General features: G+C 69.0%; 25 protein-coding genes. 7 read left to right on the top strand and 18 right to left on the bottom strand.

Going from position 1 to position 21,644, the window contains the following annotated elements; genetic code table 11:
- The first annotated feature begins 280 nt into the window (after nucleotides 1-280).
- Together AQJ67_RS22800 and AQJ67_RS22795 are read left to right on the top strand one after the other, a co-directional pair.
- Complete coding sequence (locus AQJ67_RS22800) at nucleotides 281-1,543, top strand: DUF445 domain-containing protein (RefSeq protein WP_062720910.1); 1,263 nt, start codon at nucleotides 281-283, stop codon at nucleotides 1,541-1,543.
- A gap of 98 nt (nucleotides 1,544-1,641) precedes the next feature.
- A complete protein-coding gene (locus AQJ67_RS22795; protein WP_062720909.1) occupies nucleotides 1,642-3,207 on the top strand; it encodes an MFS transporter in 1,566 nt (521 codons plus the stop codon).
- 66 nt (nucleotides 3,208-3,273) lie between these two features.
- Here AQJ67_RS22795 and AQJ67_RS22790 read toward each other — a convergent pair whose 3' ends face one another.
- On the bottom strand, nucleotides 3,274-4,764 hold the full coding sequence (locus tag AQJ67_RS22790; RefSeq protein WP_062720908.1) for an alginate lyase family protein: 1,491 nt from the start codon (nucleotides 4,762-4,764) through the stop codon (nucleotides 3,274-3,276).
- 137 nt (nucleotides 4,765-4,901) lie between these two features.
- Between AQJ67_RS22790 and AQJ67_RS22785 the strand changes: the two genes are divergently transcribed.
- The gene (locus AQJ67_RS22785) at nucleotides 4,902-5,261 is read left to right on the top strand and encodes a VOC family protein (protein WP_062720907.1); all 360 of its coding nucleotides are present in this window, start codon (nucleotides 4,902-4,904) and stop codon (nucleotides 5,259-5,261) included.
- 394 nt (nucleotides 5,262-5,655) lie between these two features.
- Here the strand turns inward: AQJ67_RS22785 and AQJ67_RS22780 are convergent, their stop codons facing one another.
- The 3 genes from AQJ67_RS22780 to AQJ67_RS22770 form a co-directional block, all read right to left on the bottom strand.
- Nucleotides 5,656-5,955, bottom strand: coding sequence for a hypothetical protein (locus AQJ67_RS22780; RefSeq protein ID WP_062720906.1), 300 nt, complete (start codon nucleotides 5,953-5,955; stop codon nucleotides 5,656-5,658).
- A gap of 54 nt (nucleotides 5,956-6,009) precedes the next feature.
- Entirely contained in the window at nucleotides 6,010-6,507 is a 498-nt protein-coding gene (locus AQJ67_RS22775) for a hypothetical protein (protein WP_062720905.1), read from the bottom strand.
- 197 nt (nucleotides 6,508-6,704) lie between these two features.
- Entirely contained in the window at nucleotides 6,705-7,562 is an 858-nt protein-coding gene (locus tag AQJ67_RS22770) for an LLM class flavin-dependent oxidoreductase (protein ID WP_062720904.1), read from the bottom strand.
- Between the two features lie 192 nt (nucleotides 7,563-7,754).
- Between AQJ67_RS22770 and AQJ67_RS22765 the strand changes: the two genes are divergently transcribed.
- Nucleotides 7,755-8,267 carry a hypothetical protein gene (locus AQJ67_RS22765; RefSeq protein WP_062720903.1) on the top strand — a complete coding sequence of 171 codons (513 nt, stop codon included), beginning with the start codon at nucleotides 7,755-7,757 and terminating at the stop codon, nucleotides 8,265-8,267.
- Here AQJ67_RS22765 and AQJ67_RS22760 read toward each other — a convergent pair.
- Nucleotides 8,238-9,137, bottom strand: coding sequence for a class I SAM-dependent methyltransferase (locus tag AQJ67_RS22760; RefSeq protein ID WP_079056100.1), 900 nt, complete (start codon nucleotides 9,135-9,137; stop codon nucleotides 8,238-8,240). The two genes, AQJ67_RS22765 and AQJ67_RS22760, sit on opposite strands and share 30 nt — an antisense overlap.
- A 152-nt stretch (nucleotides 9,138-9,289) precedes the next feature.
- On the opposite strand from AQJ67_RS22760, the gene AQJ67_RS22755 reads away from it, so the two are divergent.
- Complete coding sequence (locus AQJ67_RS22755; protein WP_062721071.1) at nucleotides 9,290-9,751, top strand: Lrp/AsnC family transcriptional regulator; 462 nt, start codon at nucleotides 9,290-9,292, stop codon at nucleotides 9,749-9,751.
- Between the two features lie 161 nt (nucleotides 9,752-9,912).
- On the opposite strand, the gene AQJ67_RS22750 is transcribed toward AQJ67_RS22755, so the two are convergent.
- Nucleotides 9,913-10,326 (bottom strand): SsgA family sporulation/cell division regulator, encoded by a 414-nt coding sequence (locus AQJ67_RS22750; protein ID WP_062720902.1) that lies wholly within the window; start codon nucleotides 10,324-10,326, stop codon nucleotides 9,913-9,915.
- A gap of 207 nt (nucleotides 10,327-10,533) precedes the next feature.
- On the opposite strand from AQJ67_RS22750, the gene AQJ67_RS22745 reads away from it, so the two are divergent.
- Nucleotides 10,534-12,420, top strand: a complete 1,887-nt coding sequence (locus tag AQJ67_RS22745; RefSeq protein WP_062720901.1) for a sigma-70 family RNA polymerase sigma factor — start codon at nucleotides 10,534-10,536, stop codon at nucleotides 12,418-12,420.
- Between the two features lie 261 nt (nucleotides 12,421-12,681).
- Nucleotides 12,682-13,416 carry a dienelactone hydrolase family protein gene (locus tag AQJ67_RS22740; protein ID WP_062720900.1) on the top strand — a complete coding sequence of 245 codons (735 nt, stop codon included), beginning with the start codon at nucleotides 12,682-12,684 and terminating at the stop codon, nucleotides 13,414-13,416.
- A gap of 304 nt (nucleotides 13,417-13,720) precedes the next feature.
- Here the strand turns inward: AQJ67_RS22740 and AQJ67_RS22735 are convergent, their stop codons facing one another.
- The 12 genes from AQJ67_RS22735 to AQJ67_RS22685 form a co-directional block, all read right to left on the bottom strand.
- On the bottom strand, nucleotides 13,721-13,921 hold the full coding sequence (locus AQJ67_RS22735) for a hypothetical protein (RefSeq protein ID WP_062720899.1): 201 nt from the start codon (nucleotides 13,919-13,921) through the stop codon (nucleotides 13,721-13,723).
- 115 nt (nucleotides 13,922-14,036) lie between these two features.
- On the bottom strand, nucleotides 14,037-14,774 hold the full coding sequence (locus tag AQJ67_RS22730; protein WP_062720898.1) for a YqeB family protein: 738 nt from the start codon (nucleotides 14,772-14,774) through the stop codon (nucleotides 14,037-14,039).
- Nucleotides 14,775-15,100: 326 nt separating this feature from the next.
- A complete protein-coding gene (locus AQJ67_RS22725; RefSeq protein ID WP_062720897.1) occupies nucleotides 15,101-15,343 on the bottom strand; it encodes a hypothetical protein in 243 nt (80 codons plus the stop codon).
- 241 nt (nucleotides 15,344-15,584) lie between these two features.
- The gene (locus AQJ67_RS22720) at nucleotides 15,585-16,190 is read right to left on the bottom strand and encodes a DUF5753 domain-containing protein (RefSeq protein ID WP_062720896.1); all 606 of its coding nucleotides are present in this window, start codon (nucleotides 16,188-16,190) and stop codon (nucleotides 15,585-15,587) included.
- Nucleotides 16,187-16,603 carry a hypothetical protein gene (locus tag AQJ67_RS22715; RefSeq protein WP_062720895.1) on the bottom strand — a complete coding sequence of 139 codons (417 nt, stop codon included), beginning with the start codon at nucleotides 16,601-16,603 and terminating at the stop codon, nucleotides 16,187-16,189. The genes AQJ67_RS22720 and AQJ67_RS22715 overlap by 4 nt, the downstream gene beginning before the upstream one ends.
- A gap of 84 nt (nucleotides 16,604-16,687) precedes the next feature.
- A complete protein-coding gene (locus AQJ67_RS22710; protein ID WP_062720894.1) occupies nucleotides 16,688-17,125 on the bottom strand; it encodes a glycine-rich domain-containing protein in 438 nt (145 codons plus the stop codon).
- Nucleotides 17,126-17,893: 768 nt separating this feature from the next.
- Nucleotides 17,894-18,724 (bottom strand): helix-turn-helix domain-containing protein, encoded by an 831-nt coding sequence (locus tag AQJ67_RS22705; RefSeq protein WP_079056098.1) that lies wholly within the window; start codon nucleotides 18,722-18,724, stop codon nucleotides 17,894-17,896.
- Nucleotides 18,708-19,241, bottom strand: a complete 534-nt coding sequence (locus AQJ67_RS22700) for a DUF6879 family protein (RefSeq protein WP_062720892.1) — start codon at nucleotides 19,239-19,241, stop codon at nucleotides 18,708-18,710. The genes AQJ67_RS22705 and AQJ67_RS22700 overlap by 17 nt, the downstream gene beginning before the upstream one ends.
- Nucleotides 19,225-19,434 carry a hypothetical protein gene (locus AQJ67_RS49480; protein ID WP_079056097.1) on the bottom strand — a complete coding sequence of 70 codons (210 nt, stop codon included), beginning with the start codon at nucleotides 19,432-19,434 and terminating at the stop codon, nucleotides 19,225-19,227. The genes AQJ67_RS22700 and AQJ67_RS49480 overlap by 17 nt, the downstream gene beginning before the upstream one ends.
- Nucleotides 19,435-20,048: 614 nt before the next feature.
- Nucleotides 20,049-20,300 (bottom strand): hypothetical protein, encoded by a 252-nt coding sequence (locus tag AQJ67_RS22695; protein WP_062720891.1) that lies wholly within the window; start codon nucleotides 20,298-20,300, stop codon nucleotides 20,049-20,051.
- A gap of 290 nt (nucleotides 20,301-20,590) precedes the next feature.
- Nucleotides 20,591-20,794, bottom strand: coding sequence for a DUF397 domain-containing protein (locus tag AQJ67_RS22690; RefSeq protein ID WP_062720890.1), 204 nt, complete (start codon nucleotides 20,792-20,794; stop codon nucleotides 20,591-20,593).
- Entirely contained in the window at nucleotides 20,795-21,640 is an 846-nt protein-coding gene (locus AQJ67_RS22685; protein ID WP_062720889.1) for a helix-turn-helix domain-containing protein, read from the bottom strand.
- Nucleotides 21,641-21,644: the final 4 nt, after the last annotated feature.

Here is a 21,644-nt window from a genome sequence, read left to right as displayed (position 1 = left end):
TGCGTCATAAGGCAGAGAGGAGTTGCACAGACCCCCCATTGGGCCGCCGGAGTTCACCCGGACTTCGCCATCGACCTCCCCCCACCGGAACAGACGCCGGGAACTCTTGGTTCGTTCCAGGAGTCGGTCAGGAAGGGACAATGTGTTGCGGGGGATCCTGGACGGGTGGAGCGGAATGGAACGTACAGATCCGGATGAAACGGGAACGCCTGGCGTAGAGATGCATGCCCGGTCGGATGCCGCCGATAACCGGCGCGTCCCCGCCTCGGCCGTTCGTGCGATGAACACGTTCACCGCCGCCGACGAGGAGAAGCAGCGCGGCGTACGGCGCATGAAGATCACCGCGACCGGGCTGCTGCTCTTCGTGGCACTCGTGTACGTCCTCGCCAAGGTCGCCTCGAACCAGGGCGCCGGCGACTGGGCGCACTACGTCGCGGCGGCCGCCGAGGCCGGCATGGTCGGCGCGCTCGCCGACTGGTTCGCGGTCACGGCCCTGTTCCGCCACCCCCTCGGCCTGCCCATCCCGCACACCGCGATCATCCCCAACAAGAAGGACCAGCTGGGCATCTCCCTGGGCGAGTTCGTCGGCGAGAACTTCCTCTCCGAGGACGTCGTACGACAACGCCTGCGCGCCGTCGGCATCGGCAGTCGCCTCGGCGCCTGGCTGGCCGACCCCGAGCACGCCGACCGGGTGACCGCCGAGCTGTCGGCGGCGCTCCGGGGCGCCCTGACGGTCATGCGGGACTCGGACGTCCAGGCGGTCGTGGGCGAGGCGATCACCCGGCGCGCCGACGCCCAGGAGATCGCGCCCGGCATAGGGAAGATGCTGGAGAAGATCGTCGCCGACGGCGGCCACAAGCGGGCCGTCGACCTGATCGTCGCCCGCGCGCAGAACTGGCTGATCCTGCACGACGACGAGATCATGCACGCGGTGCAGGGCGGCGCCCCCGGCTGGACCCCGAAGTTCGTCGACAAGAGGGTCGGTGAGCGGGTCTACAAGGAGCTGCTCCGCTTCGTCACCGAGATGCGCGACATGCCCTCCCACCCGGCCCGTGGCGCCCTCGACCGCTTCCTCACCGACTTCGCCTCCGACCTCCAGTCCGACACCGACACCCGCGCGCGGGTCGAGCGGCTCAAGGGCGAGGTGCTGGGGCGCGGCGAGGTCCAGGACCTGATCGCGTCCGCGTGGACCGCCGTACGCTCGATGATCGTCTCGGCGGCCGAGGACGAGCGCAGCGAGCTGCGGCTGCGCGTGCGTGCCTCGCTGCTGTCGCTGGGCGCGCGGATGGCGGTCGAGCCGCGGCTCCAGGCCAAGGTCGACAGCTGGGTGGAGGGCGCGGCGGTGTACGTCGTCACCACCTACCGCAAGGAGATCACCTCCCTGATCACCGACACCGTGGCCGGCTGGGACGCCGAGCACACGACGCGCAAGATCGAGGCGCACATCGGCCGCGACCTCCAGTTCATCCGGATCAACGGCACGGTGGTCGGCTCGCTCGCCGGGCTCGTGATCTACACGGTGTCGCGGGCGCTGGGCGCGTAGCGGGAGCGTGCCGGGGGGTAGAACCGGCGTTCTCAGGGCACTCGACACGGGTTCCGCTCGACGAGGAGCGCCGAGGGGGAGTGCCGAGGAGGGGGCCCATGACCACCGCAGATGCCGGGACCGGCCGCACCATCACGACCGACATCCCCGCCCGCCTCGACCGCCTCCCGTGGTCGCGCTGGCACTGGACGATCGTGATCGGCCTCGGCACCGTCTGGATCCTCGACGGACTGGAAGTCACGGTCGTCGGCAACATCGCGCCCCGCCTCTCCGAACCCGGCAGCGGACTGCCGATCACCTCCGGCCAGGTCACCGGTATGGCCGCCGCGCTGTACGTGGCCGGCGCCTGCCTCGGCGCCCTCTTCTGGGGCCGCCTGACCGACAAATGGGGCCGCAAGCAGCTCTTCATGATCACGCTCGCGGTGTATCTGGCGGCGACGGCCCTGACCGCCCTCTCCTTCGAGACCTGGTGGTTCTTCCTCTTCCGCTTCCTGACCGGCTTCGGCATCGGCGGCGAGTACGCGGCGATCAACTCCGCGATCGACGAACTGATCCCGGCCCAGTACCGCGGCCGCGTCGACCTTATGATCAACGGCAGCTTCTGGCTCGGCGCGGTCGGCGGCTCGCTGCTGTCGATCGTCGCGCTGAACACCGCTGTCCTGCCCGCGAACCTCGGCTGGCGGCTGACGTTCGCGCTCGGCGCCGTCCTCGCCCTGGTGATCCTCCTGGTCCGCCGGCACGTCCCGGAGAGCCCCCGCTGGCTGCTGATCCACGGCCGTGACGACGAGGCGGAACGGATCGTGTCCGACATCGAGCACAAGGTCGAGGCCGAGCGGAACGAACCGCTGCCGCGCGCCGAGGGCGAGATCACCATCCGCCAGCGCCGGAGCGTGTCCTTCGTGGAGATCGGCCGCACGGTCTTCTCGAAGTACCGCAGGCGGGCGACCCTCGGGTTCTCCCTCTTCATCGGCCAGGCGTTCCTCTACAACGCCATCACCTTCGGCTTCGGCGCCATCCTCACCACGTTCTTCGACGTGCCGAGCGGCAACACCGGCTACTACTTCGCGGTCATCGCCGTCGGCAACTTCCTCGGCCCGCTGCTGCTGGGCAAGCTGTTCGACACGGTCGGCCGCCGGGTCATGATCTCCTCGACCTACCTGCTCTCGGGCCTGCTGCTGTTCGGCACGGCCTGGCTGTTCGACCGGGGCTCGCTCAGCGCGACCACGATGACGGCCTGCTGGTGCGCGGTGCTGTTCTTCGCCTCGGCCGGCGCCTCCAGCGCCTACCTCACGGTCTCCGAGGTCTTCCCGATGGAGACCCGCGCGATGTCCATCGCCTTCTTCTACGCCCTCGGCACCGCGGCCGGCGGCATCAGCGGCCCCCTGCTCTTCGCCGACCTCACCGAGACGGGCAAGGTCGGCGACACCGTGCTCGCCTTCCAGATCGGCGCCACCCTGATGTGCCTGGCGGGCCTGGTCGCGGCCTTCCTCGCGGTCCGCGCCGAACGCCGCTCGCTGGAGGACATCGCCCGCCCGCTGACGGCGGTGGCGAAGCCGTCCGCGGCGAAGGCGACGGGCGCGACGGGGGCGACGGGGGCGACGGGCGCGACGGGAGCGATGGGCGCGACCGGGGCGACGGGAGCGACGGGCGCGACCGGAGGGTGAAGGACCGGCCCCGGCGCCCCCCGTGGTGGGAACCGGGACCGGAGATCGCGTCCCTTCGCGTGCCCCTTACTGGGGCTGGGAGGACGAGGCCTCGCGCTGGCCCCGGCCCCGACGCCGCATCAGCAGCAGGCCACCCGCGAGAGCGGTGACACCCGCGGCGGCCGTCCAGCCGACGACGTCGTTCGAGCCGGTCGCGGCGAGGTCACCGCCCGTGGCGGCGGAGGCGGACGCCGAGGGCGATGCCGCGCCCCCGCCCTGCGGCCGGGCGTCCGCCCCCGCACCGGCCGACGCACCGGCCGAGGCGGACGCCGCCGGACTCTGCGAACCGCCCGAGCCCGTGCCCGTGCCCGTGCCCGTCCCCGTGGCCCGCTCCCGCGTGAACGCCAGCGTGCCGAAGCCCAGTTGGTCGTAGCCGCCGCTGTTGGGCCCGTAGTCCCCGCCGCCGCCCTCCGGCGCCGACTTCGCGGCGATCCGCGTGAGGTACGTCGCCGAAAGGCCCCGGCGCTTGGTGTAGTGGTTGGCGATCATCGCCCAGATCGGGCGGACCATCGCCGGGTCCACGGGTGCGGCCTCGGTGACGGTCTCCGACCCCGACCAGCCGTTGATCGCGCCCTTCTTACGGGTGTTCGCGGTGAACGGCACGTCACCGCCCAGGGCCCACTTGGCGACGTACTGGGCGCCCTTGAGGAACCGGCTGTCGTCGTAGCCGTACAGGTCGATGCCCTGGTTCCAGGCCATCTCGCAGAAGGTGCCCATCAGGCCGACCCCGAGCAGCGCGTGCCCCTGGTCGCGGCCCGCCTCCAGCCACTCGGCGAGTCCGTCGTCCTGCACGACGGGGATGGCGTGCCTGATCGACCCGAGCCCCTCGCCGTGCTTGAAGTACTCGACGGCCCGGGCGACCTGGGCCCGGTCGTCGCAGAAGATCCCGGAGGCCAGGACGCAGGCCATGGCGGCGAGGTCCCAGTTGGTCCAGTAGTTGGAGACGACGGCGCCGTTGTGCCGGACCAGGAAGTCGTCGCTGAGCGAGGCGAAGCAGCTGCTCAGCATCTCCTTGAACCGGTCGAGCTCGAAGTCGGGGTGGTCACGGACCAGTTCGGCGGCGTTGGCGATCTGGTAGCCGTACAGCCCGGCGGCCAGGAACCGGTCGGCGCTGCCCTGCACGCTCGTCAGCTTCGCCGACCAGGCGTTGAGGATCGCGACGGCCGTGTCGGCGTGCGCGCTGTCACCGCTGACGTGGTGCCGCAGGGCGTTCTGGTAGGCGGCGTGGACGTCGTTGTAGAGGGTGCGGTAGTTCTCGGGCGACCCCGTGCCCCGGTACACGACCTCCTGCGGGTTGGCCGCCCAGCCGCTCTGCGCGTGCCGGTTGGCGGTCAGCTTGGCGAACCCGGCGGTGTAGGGAGCGGCGCCCGCCTTCACCTTGGCGGCCATACGGCCGAGGTCGGCGCCGGTGTGCAGAAGGCCGGGGTGGGCGTAGGCGCCGGCCGCCAAGGCAGGGCTCGGCAGCACGGCCGTACCGATCCCGACGGCTCCGGCTGCCGCGCCCGCGGCCTTGAGCATGCTCCGGCGGCTGATCTGTCGTGTCACGTCGTCATTCCTCGCGTGCCTGCGGCTGGGGACGGTGAGGAGACGGGGGAAGACTGGGGGCGATAACAAAAAGTCCGCCACCGACCAGGAGAGACCAGGAGCCGCATCCGATGACCGTCCGCAGAATCGTCCCCAACCACCAGGTCACGTCCGAGGAACAGCTGGAGACCAGCCGCGACTTCTACGCCCTGCTCGGCTTCGAACAGGTCATGGACATGGGCTGGGTGACAACCATGGCGTCCCTCACCAACCCCACCGCCCAGATCAGCTTCTTCACCGAGGAACGCACCGCCCCCGTCGTCCCCGACCTCAGCGTCGAGGTCGACGACGTCGACGCCGTGTACGCCCAGGTGGTGGCCTCGGGCGCCGAAATCGTCCGCGAGCTCCAGGACGAGGAGTGGGGCGTACGCCGCTTCTTCGTACGCGCCCCGACCGGCCACGTGGTGAACGTACTGACCCACCACGCCTAGACGGCACGAATCGATACGCTGCCCAGCAACGCCCTAAAGGGGGGGGCGGGGCTGTATCGATATGCGGCTCCGCCGCGCGGGCGCGACCAGCCTCGATGGCGCAGGCAGCCGCCAGAAGCCCATTCGCGGCACCCCGCCAGGCGTCCGACGGCACGGCAACGCCCCTAAAGGGGCGCGGGGAACTGCGCGACCAGCCACGATGGCGCCGCAGCCGCCGGACACCCATTCGCGGCATCCCACAATGCGCGATGGTGCCGCAGCCGCCGGACACCCATTCGCGGCATCCCACAATGCGCGATGGTGCCGCAGCCGCCGGACGGCGATCCGCGGCATCCCACAATGCGCGATGGTGCCGCAGCCGCCGGACGGCGATTCACGGCGCCCCCACCGGACGCTACCGGCGGTCCGCCACAGCCCAGGACGCCAGAGCCACGACCCCCGCCACCCCGAACACCGCCGGCCACGCGCCGACCTTCTTCGCCAGCGGATGCGACCCGGCGAAGGCGGCGACATACGCGGCGGTCAACGCCCCCGCCGCCTTCCCGCCCGCCTGCCGCCGCCACTGCTGCGCGGCCGCGGCCCCCGCGACGGCCAGCACGGCCCCGCCGAGCTGCCGCTTCCTGGTCCAGCGAGCCACGCCGTACCCACCCACGAGCCCGCCGGCGGCGACCACCGCGCTGGGAACCTTCGCCATGTCTGCCTCCGAACACCACGGCCGACCGCTTCAGCCGAGCCTGGACATCCGAGGCTAACCGGCCCGCTGCCCGCGGAACTCGGCACGGGCCCGCAGCTCTGACACGTACGCCGAGCCGATCACACCCCCGGCGCCGGCGAGGGCGAGCCCGAAGACGGCCGGGTTGACGTACCCCGGCACGTCACCGTTGTCGTAGCTCCCGCCGTCGCTGGTCTCGCAGACGAACCCGAGCGGGATGTACGTCACCTTGTGGTCGACGATCTCGATGCCCTGCCGGCTCCGCTCCTGCCAGCCCGCCGTACGGCAGGACCGGGCCGGCGACGAGTCGGTGCCGCCGTCCTCCGCCGTCATGACCGCGCCGCACACGGCGAGCAGCCCCCACGCGTACAGAGCACACGCCCCCGCCCCCGCGAGGGCGGCGAGACCGCGCAGTACGGCGGGAGCATGCGCGCGCCGCAGCCCGTGGTCGGCCAGCGTGCGGCCGCCGTATCCGCACAGCCCCACGCCGACGATCACCGCGACCACGACGAACAGCAGGATCAGCAGGAACACGCGGCCTCCAGGCAGGGCGGACGACGACGGGTGCGCCGAGTCCAACAGGACCCGACACACCCGGCTGTGGCGGACGCCATAGTTCCGGCAACAGCGGTGTCACAGAAGCGGGTTCACGGGTACGGCTTCACGGATACGGCTGCACGGGTACGGCTTCACGGATACGGCTTCACGGATACGGCTTCACCGATACGGCTTCACAGCAGGTCGGCCAGGCGGTCCACCTGGTCGGGGTCGACGCCGTAGCAGTAGAGAACGACCTCGTCGGCGCCCAGGCCGGCGAAGGCGCCCAGCGCGGCGCGGATCTCGGCGGGGGTGGTGAGGAGGCCGGCGACCATGCGGTCGGCCATGCCGGTGAAGGCGTAGTACGCGTGCATCCGGGCACGCGCGTCGTCGACCACGTCCGGCGGGCCGAGCGCGACGTTCACCTGGGCCACGAGACGGGGCCGCCCGTCGCGGCCGTACTCCTTCCAGAACCCGCGGACGGTGTCGAACAGACCGCCCGCCCAGGAAGGCGCCGCCGCGCAGAGGAAGCCGTCGCCCCAGCGCGCGACGCGTTCGAGCGCGGCGGGCTGGAAGCCGCCGAAGAGGATCTCCGGGCCGCCGATACGCGCGGGCACCGGGCCGATGGGACCGACGCCGTCGCCGTACGGCTCTCCGTGCCACAGGCGGCTCATGACGGCCATCTGCTCGTCGAGGCGCCGCCCGCGAGTGCGCAGGGCGGTGCCCGTGGCCGCGTGGTCGTCGTCCCGCCCGCCGATCCCCAGGCCGAGGACGAACCGCCCCCCGGTCATCCGGTCCAGCGTGGCCGCCTGCTTGGCCAGCAGGGCGGTGTCCCGCAGCGGGGCGAGCAGCACCTCGGTCTGGACGCGGACGCGTGAGGTCGCGCCCGCGAGGACGGCCAGGGCGACCAGCGGCTCCGGGTTGTCGTAGACGAGCCGGTCGAGCAGCCCGAGCGTGCTGAAGGGACCGGCGTCGGCACGCCGGGCCCAGGTGAGAAGGGCGGCCGGGTCGCCGATGGGCAGACCGATGCCCACGTCTGTACGGACGTTCATGAAGGGGCCTCCGAATGAGGGGTCGACAAGGACTGCCGCCCCTCCTGCACCTCCACGAGGTGGGACGCTCCCGCTCTGCGGCTTCCTTCCGGGGAACGTCTCTTCGAAGTGAACTCACTGTAGGACGGCCCGTTTCGGCGCGACAAACCATTTGTGCGGCGGGACACGGCACGGATGAGCCACCATCGCCGGATGCGCCCCGCCCATCGAGCCGACGACGAACCTCCCGAGCACGCCCGGTTCGCCGCTTACACCCTTCAGCTGGAGCAACTGGAGCAACTGGAGCAACTGGAGCAACTGGAGCAACTGGAGCAACTGGAGCAACTAGAGCACCTGGAGCACCTGGAGCACCTGGAGCTGGATCACCTGGAGAACCCCACGCCCGACGAGGAAGCGGCCCTGGTCCGCCGTATCCTCACCGACCCGGACCGGACGATGGCCGAGTCCGCCGTGACCCGTCACCTGGACCGCAGGGCCGCCGCGAGCCACGCGACCCCCGAGTACACCGCCTGGGCCGAGTCGATGGCCGCGGCGACGGCCGGTCACGCCTTCCTGGCCGACCGCCTCCGTGAGTGGGCGCTGCTCGCCGAGGCACCGGGCACACCGGCCCCCGCCCTCACCCTCCTCGCCGACGAGGGCCGAACGAAGCGGATCCGCCACCTGGCGCGGGCAGGCCTACGGCTCCGTCGAGGGCCTCGGCCCTGAGCCCCGAGAGGTCCCGCGTTCGAGGACGACCGTCCGCATCCCCCCGGCCCCGCTCTCCTCGTGCCGCACCCGCAGCCCGGCCGTGCGGAGCTGGTCCAGCACCCAGGCGTGGGAGAGCCGCAGTTTGCGGTAACTCCGGGCCGTGAGGGTCCAGTTGGCGTCGGGGCCGTCGGCGTTGCGGGTGTGGATCAGGTCGTGGACGAGGACGGTGTAGTCGTCGTAGTCGTCCGGATACTCCAGGAAGCACGTCATGATCCGGTCCTCGGTGGCCCGGACCGGCAGGAACCGGTCCGTCCCCGTGAGCGGGACCGTCAGATCACGGTAGGCGAACACGGCCGTCCCCTCGGGCGCCAGCGCGGCGGCGACGTCGGCGAAGAGGGCGGCCACATCCCCCCGGGTCGGCAGATGGGTCAGCGTGTCACCCAGACATACGACGGCCTGCGCCGACCCCGGCCGTACGAACTCCCGCAGCGCGGTCCGCACATCCGCCCGCACCACCCGCACGGCCGGTACCCGGGTGGCGTGCGCGGCGAGTTCGTCCAGCAACGGCCGGCTCAGATCGACCGCGAGGACGGAGTCGAAGCCCAGCCCGGCCAGCGCCAGGCTCGCCTGCCCCGGCCCGCACCCCAGATCCACGGCGAGCGCCCCGGCCGCCGGTCCGATCGCCGCCCCGGGAGTGACCCCCCACCCCGAGAGAGCGGCCCCCTGCCCCGCGGCGAGCGCGTCGAGATCGCCCCCGAGCATCCAGGTGTAGTGCTCGGCGAGAAACCGGTCGTAGTGGTCGACGGCCTGGGTGACGGCTCGGTCGAGGCCTTGGCCGATTCCTTGGCCGATGCTTTGGCCGACCGGTCGTGCGGCGGCGGTCGTCATGGACGAGGGCTCCCTTCGGTCCGGCGGCGGGGGAGGAGGAGGTCGAGGGGGTCGAGGCGGAGTCCCGCAAAGCCGTGGGAAATCTATTGCGCGGTACGGGAGTTGAGCGCCTCGGCCGAACCAAATTCGGAACCGCGGGAAGAATGACGGCCATGGACGACACTGATTCGGCGATCCTCACCCATCTCCAGCGCGATGCACGGCTCACCAACCGCGAACTCGCCCGCAGGGTCGGCATCGCACCCTCCACCTGCCTGGAACGGGTCCGCGCCCTGCGCGCCCGCGGAGTGATCACCGGCTACCACGCGGCCGTACAGCCACGCCTGCTGGGCCGCTCGCTCCAGGCCCTGGTCTTCGCCCGGCTGCGCCCGCTGAGCCGCGAGGTGATCGAGGCCTTCGAGAGCTACCTCACCCAACTCCCCGAGGTCGTCTCGGTCTTCGTGGTCTCCGGCGACGACGACTTCCTCGTCCAGGTGGCCGTCCCGGACATCGAGCATCTGCACGCCTTCCTCATGGACCGCTTCAGCGCCCGCCGCGAGGTGGTGAGCTTCCGCAGCTCGGTGATCTACCGACAGACGGGCACGCGCGTACTGGAACCGATCGTGACTGACTGACGGACCTGACGGACCTGACGGACCTGACGGACCTGACGGACCTGACGGACCTGAGGGACCTGACGGAAGGGACCTGAGGGACCTGAGGGACCTGACGAAGGCCGACTGGCCGACTGGCCGACTGGCCGACTGGCCGACTGGCCGACTGGCCGACTGGGGCCTCACACGCCGTCGAGGAGGGACATGAGGCCGTGGTCGAGTTCCGGCCCCAGCTCCTCTCTCCCCGGCTCGACGACGGCGTACGACCGTTGCAGAAACCGCCGGAGAGAAGCCGTCCCGAACCGGATCGCCGCCATGCCGTGCGGCGCGTGGAACTCGACGACTGTCCGGGACCGCCCGCACGGCCGTATTCGTACGTCCCCGATCCCGGCCGCCGCGTCCAGCCCCTCCTCCAGCAGCGAGCGGGCGAACGTCCAGGTGACCCCGCCCTCGTCGGCCGAGACGTGTGCCGGGAAGTCGACGTGCACGGCGAAGGGTTCGGCGGCGAGGTAGCGCAGCGTGGGGCGGATCGGAAGCTGGGCGGAGCCGGGGGTGACGAGGCGGGCGCGAACGGGCTGTTCGAGGGTGAGGCGCATGGACGTTCTTCTCCACGGTCGGGTCTACTGCCGGTCTCTGTGCGCTTTCTCGACCACGCGGCAGCCCTGTTGATTACGGGGAACGACCCGCCCGTGCCTGTGATCTAACTCACGCGAACCATTTACTTGAGATTTTAGTCATCTACGCTGACAAACTCGTCCGCCCCTCAGCCCACCGCCCCAGCAGGCAACCGGAGCGTTCCAGCCATGTCCGACGGTTCCGCCAAGGTGCCCGCCCAGGCGACACCTCCCGTGTCCACCACCGCCTCGTACGCCCGTATCTACGAGGAACAGCAGCCGCGCCTGGTCGCGTTCGCGCGCTCGCTCACCCGCAACAACTCCTGGGCGGCCGAGGACCTGGTCGCTGAGGCGCACTTCCGCGTCTGGCGGCGGCTGTCGGCGGGCCACGAGATCGAGAACGTACCGGCGTACCTGATGACGACCGTGCGGCACCTGGCGGCATCGGCCGGCGGCGAGACGCGCGAGACCCCGCACCACGACCCGCAGGTCGCCGAGCGGGACGGGGCCGCCGCCCACACCGAGGGCATGACGGACCCGGCCGAACAGGTCTCCTCGGTCGACCTGTTGGTGCGGGTGCTGGGCCAACTGCCCGAGCGCTGGGTGCAGGCCCTGTGGCTCGCGGAGGCGGAGGGTCAGCCGCTGGAGACGGTCGGGCGGCGCATCGGCGCCAAGGAGGGGGCGACGGCCGTACTGCTGCACCGCGCCCGCGAAGGCATGCGGCAGGCCTTCCTCCGTTCCCAGACGGCCGCCCCCGACGACCCCGCGTGCGAGGTCCACTGGGTGCGCATGCCGGCGTACGTCCGCGGCAACGCGACCCCGCGCCAGTCGGAACGCCTGCTCGCCCACGTGGACGCCTGCGCCGACTGCCGCGGCCGGCTCGCGGTACTCATGCGCGCCAACGACCGGCTGCCCGCGCTGGTCGGCCCGGCCCTGCTGGTCTTCGGCCTGGGCGCCGCGGGCAAGTTCCTGCTGCCGCTGGCCGCCGGGTCGGCGGGGGCGACGGCTGCCCTCGGCGGTCAGGTCGGAAGCGTGCTGCACGGGGTCCGCCAGGCGGTGACCGGAGGTGGGGCGGGTACCGCGAAGGTGCCTGCCGCCGTCGCGGCCGGCGCGACCGTCACCGGCATGGCCCTCGCGATGGTCCTCGCCCTCGGCACGGGCGGCTCCACGCCGACGCCTGCGCCGCCCCGGGTGCCCCTGGCGGAGGCGCCGGTGGCGCAGCCGTCGGAGGGGGGCGGGGCGGGGGAGCCGGGAGTGCGCGAGGGCCCGGGCCCGGGGTCGGCTGGATCGGCCGGGGCGCCCGAGGTGAAGCAGGCCGAGCAGCGCTGGGCGGGTGGTGGGGCTGAGGTTCTGCGTGCCGGGGTTCTGCGTGCCGGGGTTCTGGGTGCCGAGGTCGGCGGTTCGGGTACGGCGGGGAATGGGGCTGCGGGCGAGTCGGGGGCCGGGGTTGAGGCGGGGTCCGGGGCCGGGGGTGGGGGCGGCGCTGGAACTGGAACTGGAACTGGAACTGGAACTGGGACGGTGGTTGAGGTGGAGCCCGGTCCCGGGGACGTGCAGCCGCCGGCTGTCGAGCAGCCGCCGACCGTCGATGAGCCGCCGACCGTCGATGAGCCGCCGGCCGTCGATGAGCCTGCGCCGAGCCCTGCCGAGCCGGTGACCGAGCCTCCGGTAGAGGCGCCTGAGGTGCCGGTGACGCCCGAGGTGCCGGTGACGCCGGGGGAGGAGGTGCCGTACCCGGAAGGGCCGGACGCCCCGGACGCGCCGACCACGCCAGTGGTCCCGGACGCGCCGACCACACCGGACGCCCCGGAGGCCGAGGCGCCCACGCCACCTTCACCGGAGCCGGTGACTCCAACTCCCGTAGAATCAACGCCTGTTGAGGAGCTTCCGGAAGTCCCGCAGCCGCCGGAGGTCCCGCAGCCTTCGGAAGCCCCGCCGTCTCCGGAGACCCCGCAGCCTCCGGAAGCCCCGCAGCCTCCCGAGACCCCGGACACCCCCACCCCTCCGGCGCCGACGGACCCCGTACCTGCCCCGCAGCCCGCGCCCGAGAACCCCGGCGACGACTGCGGGAACTGACCAGACGGGCAGCCAAGTCACCCTTCCCGCAAACCGCGCCACGGAATGGGCGTGCTGGCGTCGGCTCAGTTCGGTCGACTAGGTTGCGGGGATGACTACCGGGACGGCATCGCGCCACACACGGATCGGTGACCCGGTGTTCTTCTGAGCGCCGTGCGGGCCAGTGCGAGCCCGCTGTTCGACCGAGGATTTCGCGCTGCCGCGCGGGCGCCCCCTCCGTCGTGTTGATCACAGGACACATCAACCACGACAGGAGAGTTCATGCCCACCAAGATGCTGCAGATTCCCACTGCGGACGGCCAGGCCGATGCCTTCGCCGCCTTTCCCGACGATGGCGAACGGCACCCCGGGGTGCTGATGTACGCGGACGGCTTCGGCATCCGGCCCGTGCTGCGGGAGATGGCCCGCGAACTGGCCGACCACGGTTACTACGTTCTCGTCCCCAACGTCTTCTACCGGCACGGCCCGGCACCTGTGGTCGAACTTCCCGAGCACATCGGAGAAGAGGCCCGGACGACGGTCATGGGCCGGCTGATGCCCCTGATCGAGGCGCACACCATCGAACGGACCCTGCGTGACGCCGACGCCTACCTCAGGTTCCTCACCACCCAGCCCGAAGCCGGCGCCGGACCCGTCGCGGTGACCGGCTACTGCATAGGCGGCCTCCTGGCGGTGCGCACCGCCGTGGCCCACCCCGGCCAGGTGGCCGCCGTCGCCGCGTTCCATGCCCCCGTGGGCGCGGCCGGGCCCGACAGCCTGCGCCGCCTCATCGCCCAGGTCCACTTCGGCCACGCGGAAACCGACCTGACGCCCGAAGCCCTCGCCGAACTCAACCAGGCCCTGGACGCCGCGGGCGTCGACCACACCTCGGAGATCTACCCCGACACCGTCCACGGCTTCACCATGGCCGACACCGACGCTTTCAACCCCGCCGCACTGCAGCTTCACTGGGACCGCCTGCTCCCCCTCCTCGGCCGCACTCTGTCCAACTGTTGAGGCTCCGGCCCGGAAACCGAACCTGAAGTGCACGGCTCCGCAGTCCCGGGGTGTGTTGCGAGAGTGCTGGTCACAGCCACAACGCGATGGCCGCGACCAGCACGGCCGCTCCGAGGCGAACGGCAAGCTGGTCCACGCGGGCCGCGCCGGATGCCCTCCGGGGGCGCGGCCCGCGTCCGCATCAAGGCCGACAGCCTGGTCGCAGTCGCAGTCGCAGTCGCAGTCGCAGCCGATAGTCGCAGCCGCAGCCGCAGCCGCAGCCGTAGCCGTAGCCGTAGCTGTGGCCGTACGACCTCGATCAGCTCTAGTCCGAGCTGGACCCCGAGTTCGAGCCCCACCCCGACCCGCGACGAGAACGCCGCGACGCCCGCACCAACTCACCCATGCCCAGGGTCACCGCGGCCACCGCACGCACCCAGCGCGGCCCGCCCCGAGAAGCCCACACCACACAGACGCAACCGCCGACGGCGAGCACGAGAACGCCGACCAGCAAGAGCACGATCATGCTCAGCCCCCTTCTTCCACTACGGTCGGCGCAATCCTCTCAGCCCAACGGCCCCGCCCCCATCGCGCCTCATCTTCCCCCGAACCCTCCCCGAACCCTCCCCGAAGCCCGTACCTCAGGACCGCGGCGGCATCCGCCAGTACTGCCGATGCTTCTCATCACGTATGACGACACCCAGCCGCAACAGCTCCCCGCGCAGCTCCCGGGCGTCCTCCGAGTTCTCCTCCTTCTTCCGGGCCTCCTGCCGAGCCCGGAGCAAGGCATCGGCCCCCTCGGGCAGCCCGGGCATCCCCGGAACCCAACGCCGGAACTCCTCCCGATGCGGATCCTCGTCCGCCCACCGATACCCGTGCTGGGCAAAAGCCTCGGCCACCCGTGCCCAGGACAGACCGCAGGCCTCCCGAGCGAGCTCCATACCGTCCGGCCCCAGCAGCACAAGCTGCTTGCCGTCCCGCACGACCACATCGATCTCGTCGCGCCCGAACTCCTGCGAGGAGTCCCTGACACCGAGGACCACGCGCCCGGCGGACACGCTCACCGACAGCGACTCATGCACGGCGACGAACCCGACGACCAGCCCCAACCCCGCCCCCACCCCAACCCCACCGATCCCGAGCCAGGGCTCCGGCACGGACGTCAGCAACTCGGCCGGCCCCTGCAACGGTGCCCACGACAACGTCACCAGCCACTCGGCAAGGAGGGTGACCAACCATCCGATCCCGCCCCCGCACGCGACACAGAACAGAACCAGAAACCAGGCCGACTCCGCGAGCACGGTCACTTTCCCGCCCGAACGGCCGTCCCCCCAAAGGCCCTCCACCCGCGCCGTCCCACCGCTGTCCCCCGAGCCCATACCACTCCCCACTCTCCCCGTCGTGTCCCCGACAGCCTGTACGGCGCAGTCCGCCCGTCCCAGTGCCCCAACGAGTCTGCCGAGGGGCCGGCCGCCCCACCATCGGCCGAAGGTCTACGACGTACGACTTTGGTCGACCGCACGGATGCACGACCGCACGGATGCACGACCGCATAGATACACGGCCGCATGGATGGACGGACGCATGAACACACGGATGCAGGGACGCATGGATGCCCACCGAAATGCAGGGGCCCCGGCGCCGGGCACTGTCGCCCGGGCACCGAGGCCCCTTTCGACGAACTACGCGACGGATCGCGGATCGCTCAGTGGTGGCCGCAACTGGAACCGACGTGGTTGTACTGCGCGCCGGGGTGGCCCTCACCATTGAGCACATTGCCCGCAAGGCCGTTGAGCGCCCCGACCTGACCAAGAAGACTGAGGTCAAAGTCGTGCGACTTACAGCCGTGACCGTCGTATGCAGGCTGGGCTGAGGCAGTGCCGGTGGCTATGAGGCTCAGGGTCCCGACCATCGCGGCCGCAACAGCGGCCTTCTGAAGCTTGCGCATTTCTCCTCCTTGGGTCGAGTTAGAGCGCACACCTAAAGATCCATATTGCGCTCATTTCGGAGGCTAATCCGATATGCCCGACACCGCTCATCGAAGCTGCCATACGGGCCACGCCCGTGAGGCCCCATCAGCTTGCCCCCCATCCCCCGAAAGGCGGCATCGGTCCGGGGTCGGAGTCCGCCCTCCGCCCGGTGAGGGCGCATCAGCTCTGCCAGAGCGTGGCGGGAGGGCTACGAATCCGTCATGCGTCGCTCCAGAAGGCCAGGGCCTTTCTGATCAGTTCCTTGGCGGCGTCTCCGTAGGCTGCTGCCTCGGTCAGGGCGCTGAACGCCTTCTCGTGGAGGGCGAGTTCGTCTGGATTGGTGATGTCCACTCCGGAGGAGACGAGTTCGTAGTGGGCCCGGTCGTCCCCGTGCAGATTGAAGCCGGGCATAGGGACCACGCTCACTTCGGCGGCGGTGGGAAGCACGCCGAGGGTGAGGGAAGGCAGGTCGATGTCGCGCAGAAGCCGCTCCATTTGGCCCCGCATCACCACCGCCCCGCCGATGTTCGTGTACAGGGCCTGTTCGCCGAGGACCACCTCGTAGTGATGCTCACCGTCGTACAGCACCTGCTGACGCTCCATCCGTTTGGCAACGCCCGCCGACACGTCGTCCGGAACACCGAGAAAGTCGACGACCCGACGCAGGATCGCCGTCGCGTACGCCTCGGTCTGGAACGTCCCCCAGATCATGGTGGGGACGTACGCCTTGCCATGCCTGGACCGGCGATACCAGTCGATGACCTCGCTCTGGATGTCTTCCGTACCGGTGGCCAGCCGCTGCTGCCACGGGATCAAACTGCTCAAGATTGCCCCTCCGGGCTGTCACTTTCCACAGCCGACACTGCCCGTGGGGCGAACAGGGCAATCCGGCCGGTCATGAGGACGTCGTGGTTGACGAAGAGTGCGTCGAGATCAAGGCGACGGCGGATATACGCCGTCCACGTTGCGTTGGGCAGGTCGGTGTGTGCGTTGACCATGCGGGCGCGGCTCGCCTGAGTGAGAATCCAGCGGGCCCGGTCCTGGTCGGCGGTACGGCTGCCGAGGTCGGAAGCCAGTCGCCACAGCGCGTCCCCGTCGCTGTGGTCATCGACGACGGTCACGAGGCCGATGTCACCCATGGCGCGCTGGTCGGTGGACTGCGTGGTGTACGCGACGGTGAGGGCTTCGAGCGGGAAGACGGTCACGCGGCTCGTCGCGGTCAGTTTGGTCAGGGGCAATGGGTGAAGTCCGTTCTGGCGCACGAGGGGGGCAGCCCTGCAGGGGGCGGGCCACTCCCTGCAGGGAGTGGTTGGAAGAACGGATCAGCAGCAGGGGCCGTCGCCGCAGCAGGTCGGCGCGTTGCAGTCGGCAGCGGTGCCCCACAGGCGGTCGTCCACTGCGAAGCCGGCGGTCCGGATCTTGGCCACGACGTCGGTCATCAGGCCGCGGGTCCGGGTCTTGCTGTTCGGCTGGTGGTGCAGGAAGTAGCCGAACTGCTTCTCGCACCACTGGGCGTACCAGTCGGTGTGCAGAATGAGCGTGTGCCAGCCGGGGTCGACCAGATGCGACGGTGCCATGATGGCGCCCTTGCCGGTGGTGCCCATGACGTAGACCAGGGCGAGGGCTTGGTCTACGACACGGTCGGCCACGCAGCGTTCCAGGCCGTACTCATCGGCGCAGAAAGCAGCGAGCATGTCGAACTCGGGTTGGGTGACGAGAGAGCGACCCGCGCGCGATTCGGTGGTGACGGCGGTGGTCATCGCGTCGCTCCCTTCCTGATCGTTCCCAGTGCTGACGGGATTGTGTAGAACACTAATTCACCTCACTGTTTGGATGATTTTCGGGTCGCCCTCTCCCTGAGTTCCTATATGCACTGTCGAGTGCTCGAGGAGAGGGAACTTGAGAGCCGCTGGGGGCAAGCGAGTGTGCGTTCCAGCAATGGCCAATGACAGAAGTTCAATCCGATGCGTGCTGGACGAGCCGCTGTTGGCCGATGTCGAGCAGTTGGCGCACGGCCTGGGCCTGCACAAGTTGCCGAGGATCCATGCGCGGGATGCCTGGATACGTGCCGCTGTGCAGATACGGACGGTTTCGCGGTAGTCCCATACCCAAGCCGGCGTGCCACTCCGAGCAATCCACTCGGAGATCAGTCTGTCCATGCCTGCCGTCGTCAGCACGGCAACTCCCGTCGCCGAGCGCGCAGTTTCCGCTCGGACTTCCTGATCTGGAATCCAGGTAGCGGCACACTGCTCATGATGCGTGCGCTTCTGTCTGATGCTTTCGTAGCTCCCAATTTGCGTCAGATTCTGCTCTGTGGTGGCCGCGGGAGCGGGCATTTTCCCTACGAACGCACATGCTGAGGCATGCACCACATCCTGGTACGGCTCCTGGCTCAGCAGGAAGTTCCGTAAGTCCGTGTCCCTTGGGCTTCTGTGGACCGGCCATCAATCCTCCCTGGCTCTATGGCGAGTCCATGATTCATCAGGACTCCGGAGGATTCGAGCGATATTCCGGTTACGGAATAAAGATCACCGGCAGGCGTTCGCCCACTGATTTAACAGAGTTCGCGCCTCGTCGCCGAAGCAAGCATGCTGTTCGAAGGAGGTGAACACGGCGAGATATTCTGAAACATCGCGGGGGTCTCGAAAGACCATCCGGCCGGTGAAGTTCTCGACCGTGGCCAGTCGGTCGTCGTAGACCGTGAACGTGTTCATCGGGCCACGTGCCATTACGGTTCCCGCTGGAATCACGCCGATGTGAAGGTTTGGCAGGTGGGACAGCGACACCAGGCGGTCAATCTGCACCGCCATGGCGGACGATGGCACGATCGCCCACCGAGCCGCCTGCTCCGTCAGGACAAAAGTGAAGGCCTTTGACGTGTCGTAGAGAACAGCCTGGCGCTCTAGCTTGCGTGCCACAGTCCTCGACGGGTCGCCTGGAGTGTGAGAAAGGCTGGCGCGGATGTATTCAGGCGTGGCCAGCAGGCCCGTCATCATGGAAGGGAGGAAGTAGCGCAGGTTAGCTGACTCCTGCTCAAGGGAAGCCAGTTCGGTCTGCCGCTTCTCCATTCCGCGGCGCCAGGACGAGCGTTTGTCCTGCCACTCGGTGTTCGCGATCCGTGCGAGAGCCGTAACGTCCGCCACTATATCGGCGGGAGCGTTGAGAGCGCGGAGGATACGTTCGACGTCGATGAGATTGGGCGTCTTCTTGCCGGTCTCGAACTTACTGATCTGACTCTGGGACATGTTGCAACGCCGAGCGAGCCGGTCGCCGGTGAGACCGGCTCGCTTGCGCAACTCCCGGAGTGTTTGTGCGAGGTCGGATCTCGACTGACCGAGTTGCTCAGGTTCGAAGGTCACCTAGTTCTTTCACGTACACGGAAAACGGAACCGAGTGAGCCAGCGCAATGCGCTTCCACTCCAAGTACGGAGCAATGTCACCCGTGAACATCTCGCGGCTGATCTGCGTCCCGTCCGATCGGAAATTCAGGTGCACTATTCGCGTCGCGTCGAACATCCACCAGTCGGTTCCTGTTAGGGGGAGTCCGTAGTCCTCCTGCGTGACGTCCAGGATCCGGATGTCCTCGCCGGCCCCGATGTTTCCGGGAATTCCCCACGCGAACTGGTATCGCTGGTAGTCCGTCAACGGCTTCCGAACGATCCGCACTCGCCCAATGGTGCGGCCTGAGGTCACGTATCCGCGAACCCGCTCATGCCAGCGAGCATTATGATCCGCAGGCTTTTGCTCACCGCGCAGGAAGCGGTCGATGTGCTCGGCTTCCCTGGGCATGGTGTAGATGGGTTGCGCCTCGAACCGCCACGCGTCACGTTCGTACGCGTCGAACGTCCTCCGCCACTCATCACCATCCAAGAGCACGGACTGCCTCCTTGAGCACCGACTCAGGGATCTCCACCAGGGCCTCACCCTCCGGAGCCCGGAAGGCATCCGACACGTTCCCCTGGACCACGATGGAGCCGGTTGCCGTGCGGTAGACGTTCGGGCAGTCGTCGTCATCGCAGTTGGGCCCGTTCACAGTCCCAGTGAGTCGAGTCAGATCCTCGCGCGACATGGAACCCCCTTCTTGTTCCGCCCTGCGTGGGCGGCTCCCGGATGACGCTACGGAGTGCGTTGTCCCTCGTCCACGGGGGCTCTGGAATATTCCCGATCTGGCATAAATGATCTCTCGGGCGGGGTAAGTGCCGGTCGGATCGAAGCGAGCTGCATGCGACAGACGAGCCGCCCGTACACGGCCACTGCTGCCACACCGTCCCGATGATCGTCAGGCTGGCCCAAGCCCCGTCATTATGAACATGCACGCGACAGCGCTGGCGTAATGGTTGTCTACGGGTGTCGTCGCGCTGACGCGGAGGCCGTTGGGGCTGAGTGACGAGGGGAGGAACTACTCAGCGGGAAGACCGTCGTCAGGTGTAACCGCGACGATGGCCACGGTGGGAGGCGGTGGCGCCGGTGTATACACGTACGCCACTGCCAACCCTGGCACTCCGCCCCGGGGCTCGATCTTCGTCTTACGGCCTTCGGTGCCGTCCTGGCGGGCTGGCCCGAGAAGGACCCCAAGCCTGGGCACCTGTTCCAGTTCCCGCCGGAGTGCCTCCAGCGCTTGCTCTGCTCCGCGAGCTTTCGCCCGATCTACCGCCCGAACCGTGACGGCTGCGATCACGCTACTCACCGGCCCTGTGCCTCCCGCTTCAGCCGTGCCGCGAGGTCGATACCCTCCTGCACTGCCATGTCGAAGTCAGGGTCCTGGTAGAGCCGAATCCTGCCCCGGTAGTCGACGATGACTGTGGCGACAGCATTTAGGTCCGTTTCTGACGAGGCTTCCAGTGCACGCTGGAGATCTGCTTCGAAGGCCTCCAGGTCTCCTGGAAAGCCGTGTCCGAACCGAAGAGCTACTCGAATGTCGCCGATGGTCTTCACGACAGCGCCGCTGGCCCGGGCGTCTCCGCGTATTGTGCGCTCACGATCGTCTGCTCCTTGCTGTCTGCTGTCCTATGCACGAGTGTCCTACAGCGGAACGAGCGCGGCTGTGGAGACTCCCTCTTCACTGCGTCAAGCGTCCGTGCTCCAGACCGCCACACAGGAATGCATGCCAGGCGCCGCGACCAACAGCGATGATCGGCCCCGTCTCCAACCACAGCGGAGGGTGGCTGCCATCGGCTGCTGACATGCCCATCTTGCGTACGCCATCAGCACGGGTGTGAAGCTCATCAGGCCAGGTGAACGGCAGCCAAGAAACTGGCCCATGCCCTGGCCGAGACCGCGAGGTGCGGATGTGCAGGCCGCTTGGAGTCCCGCACGAGCACGCCGAAGGGGGCGAAGGCGGCCTCGACGCACTCAGTCGTGTTGCCGCCGCTGTACGACGACTTGAACCAGACCTCATCGGCGTGGGTGGGCTGAGGGCCGAGGGACATTTACAGCTCCTTACGGGCACGATGGATCACAGCGGAGGATGCCTCCATGTCCAACGCTTGTGCCCGGAGGTACTCGAACGCAAGTCTGTATCGCTCCAGTTCCTCATCCTTCTCCAGGAAGAGGGAGCCGGTGTGGAAGTCGACATACACCACGTCGAGTGCCTGCTCGGTGCCGCCGATGATGACAAAGCTGCCAAGGGCCGCGGCGTGCGCTCCCTTGGAGAAGGGCAGTACCTGAAGCGTGATGTGAGGGGACTCGTTCGCTTCGAGTAGTAGATCGAGCTGCTCTTTCATGATCTGGGGTGACCCGACGACCCGGCGGATCACGGACTCGTCAAGGATTGCCCATAGATGTAGCGGTTTCGGGCGGGTGAGGATCTCCTGCCGCTTCATACGGATGTCGACGAGCCGCTCGATCTCCGCTGACTCCAGGGGGACTTCGTTCGCCTTCTGCAGCGCCGTGCTGTATGCCCGGGTCTGCAGGAGGCCAGGCACGTAGACGCAAGAGAAGTGACTCTCGCGAACGGCGTCGTCCTCAAGGGTCAGGAGCAGGTTCATGCTCTCTGGGATGGAATCGGCGAAGGAGCTCCACCAGCCTTGCTGCTTGGCATCCTTCGCGAGCCCGACAACGGCCGTGCGCTCCGCCTCAGTTGCCCCGTACTCGCGGCAAAGCGCGTCGACAACGATCCACTTGACCGGCCCGGCCTGGGTCTCGTACCTGCTGACCGTTGCCTTGGATACGCCGACAAGCTGGCCGGCCTCCTCAAGTGTCAGCCCTTTGCGGGCACGCAACTTGCGCATCATTGCACCCAGTTGGCGGCGGCGGGTTGTGGTCCGTTCCGGCATGCGG

This window comes from Streptomyces caeruleatus (assembly GCF_001514235.1).
GTDB classification, from domain to species: domain Bacteria; phylum Actinomycetota; class Actinomycetes; order Streptomycetales; family Streptomycetaceae; genus Streptomyces; species Streptomyces caeruleatus.
This window is presented reverse-complemented; position numbering and strand designations above follow the sequence as displayed.

Bases quoted from the DNA above. Each gene is read 5' to 3' on its own strand.
- AQJ67_RS22800 (WP_062720910.1), top strand. From the start codon at position 281: ATGAACACGTTCACCGCCGCCGACGAGGAGAAGCAGCGCGGCGTACGG.
- AQJ67_RS22795 (WP_062720909.1), top strand. From the start codon at position 1,642: ATGACCACCGCAGATGCCGGGACCGGCCGCACCATCACGACCGACATC.
- AQJ67_RS22790 (WP_062720908.1), bottom strand. From the start codon at position 4,764: ATGCTCAAGGCCGCGGGCGCGGCAGCCGGAGCCGTCGGGATCGGTACG.
- AQJ67_RS22785 (WP_062720907.1), top strand. From the start codon at position 4,902: ATGACCGTCCGCAGAATCGTCCCCAACCACCAGGTCACGTCCGAGGAA.
- AQJ67_RS22780 (WP_062720906.1), bottom strand. From the start codon at position 5,955: ATGGCGAAGGTTCCCAGCGCGGTGGTCGCCGCCGGCGGGCTCGTGGGT.
- AQJ67_RS22770 (WP_062720904.1), bottom strand. From the start codon at position 7,562: ATGAACGTCCGTACAGACGTGGGCATCGGTCTGCCCATCGGCGACCCG.
- AQJ67_RS22765 (WP_062720903.1), top strand. From the start codon at position 7,755: ATGCGCCCCGCCCATCGAGCCGACGACGAACCTCCCGAGCACGCCCGG.
- AQJ67_RS22760 (WP_079056100.1), bottom strand. From the start codon at position 9,137: ATGACGACCGCCGCCGCACGACCGGTCGGCCAAAGCATCGGCCAAGGA.
- AQJ67_RS22755 (WP_062721071.1), top strand. From the start codon at position 9,290: ATGGACGACACTGATTCGGCGATCCTCACCCATCTCCAGCGCGATGCA.
- AQJ67_RS22750 (WP_062720902.1), bottom strand. From the start codon at position 10,326: ATGCGCCTCACCCTCGAACAGCCCGTTCGCGCCCGCCTCGTCACCCCC.
- AQJ67_RS22745 (WP_062720901.1), top strand. From the start codon at position 10,534: ATGTCCGACGGTTCCGCCAAGGTGCCCGCCCAGGCGACACCTCCCGTG.
- AQJ67_RS22740 (WP_062720900.1), top strand. From the start codon at position 12,682: ATGCCCACCAAGATGCTGCAGATTCCCACTGCGGACGGCCAGGCCGAT.
- AQJ67_RS22735 (WP_062720899.1), bottom strand. From the start codon at position 13,921: ATGATCGTGCTCTTGCTGGTCGGCGTTCTCGTGCTCGCCGTCGGCGGT.
- AQJ67_RS22730 (WP_062720898.1), bottom strand. From the start codon at position 14,774: ATGGGCTCGGGGGACAGCGGTGGGACGGCGCGGGTGGAGGGCCTTTGG.
- AQJ67_RS22725 (WP_062720897.1), bottom strand. From the start codon at position 15,343: ATGCGCAAGCTTCAGAAGGCCGCTGTTGCGGCCGCGATGGTCGGGACC.
- AQJ67_RS22710 (WP_062720894.1), bottom strand. From the start codon at position 17,125: ATGACCACCGCCGTCACCACCGAATCGCGCGCGGGTCGCTCTCTCGTC.
- AQJ67_RS49480 (WP_079056097.1), bottom strand. From the start codon at position 19,434: ATGTCGCGCGAGGATCTGACTCGACTCACTGGGACTGTGAACGGGCCC.
- AQJ67_RS22690 (WP_062720890.1), bottom strand. From the start codon at position 20,794: ATGTCCCTCGGCCCTCAGCCCACCCACGCCGATGAGGTCTGGTTCAAG.
- AQJ67_RS22685 (WP_062720889.1), bottom strand. From the start codon at position 21,640: ATGCCGGAACGGACCACAACCCGCCGCCGCCAACTGGGTGCAATGATG.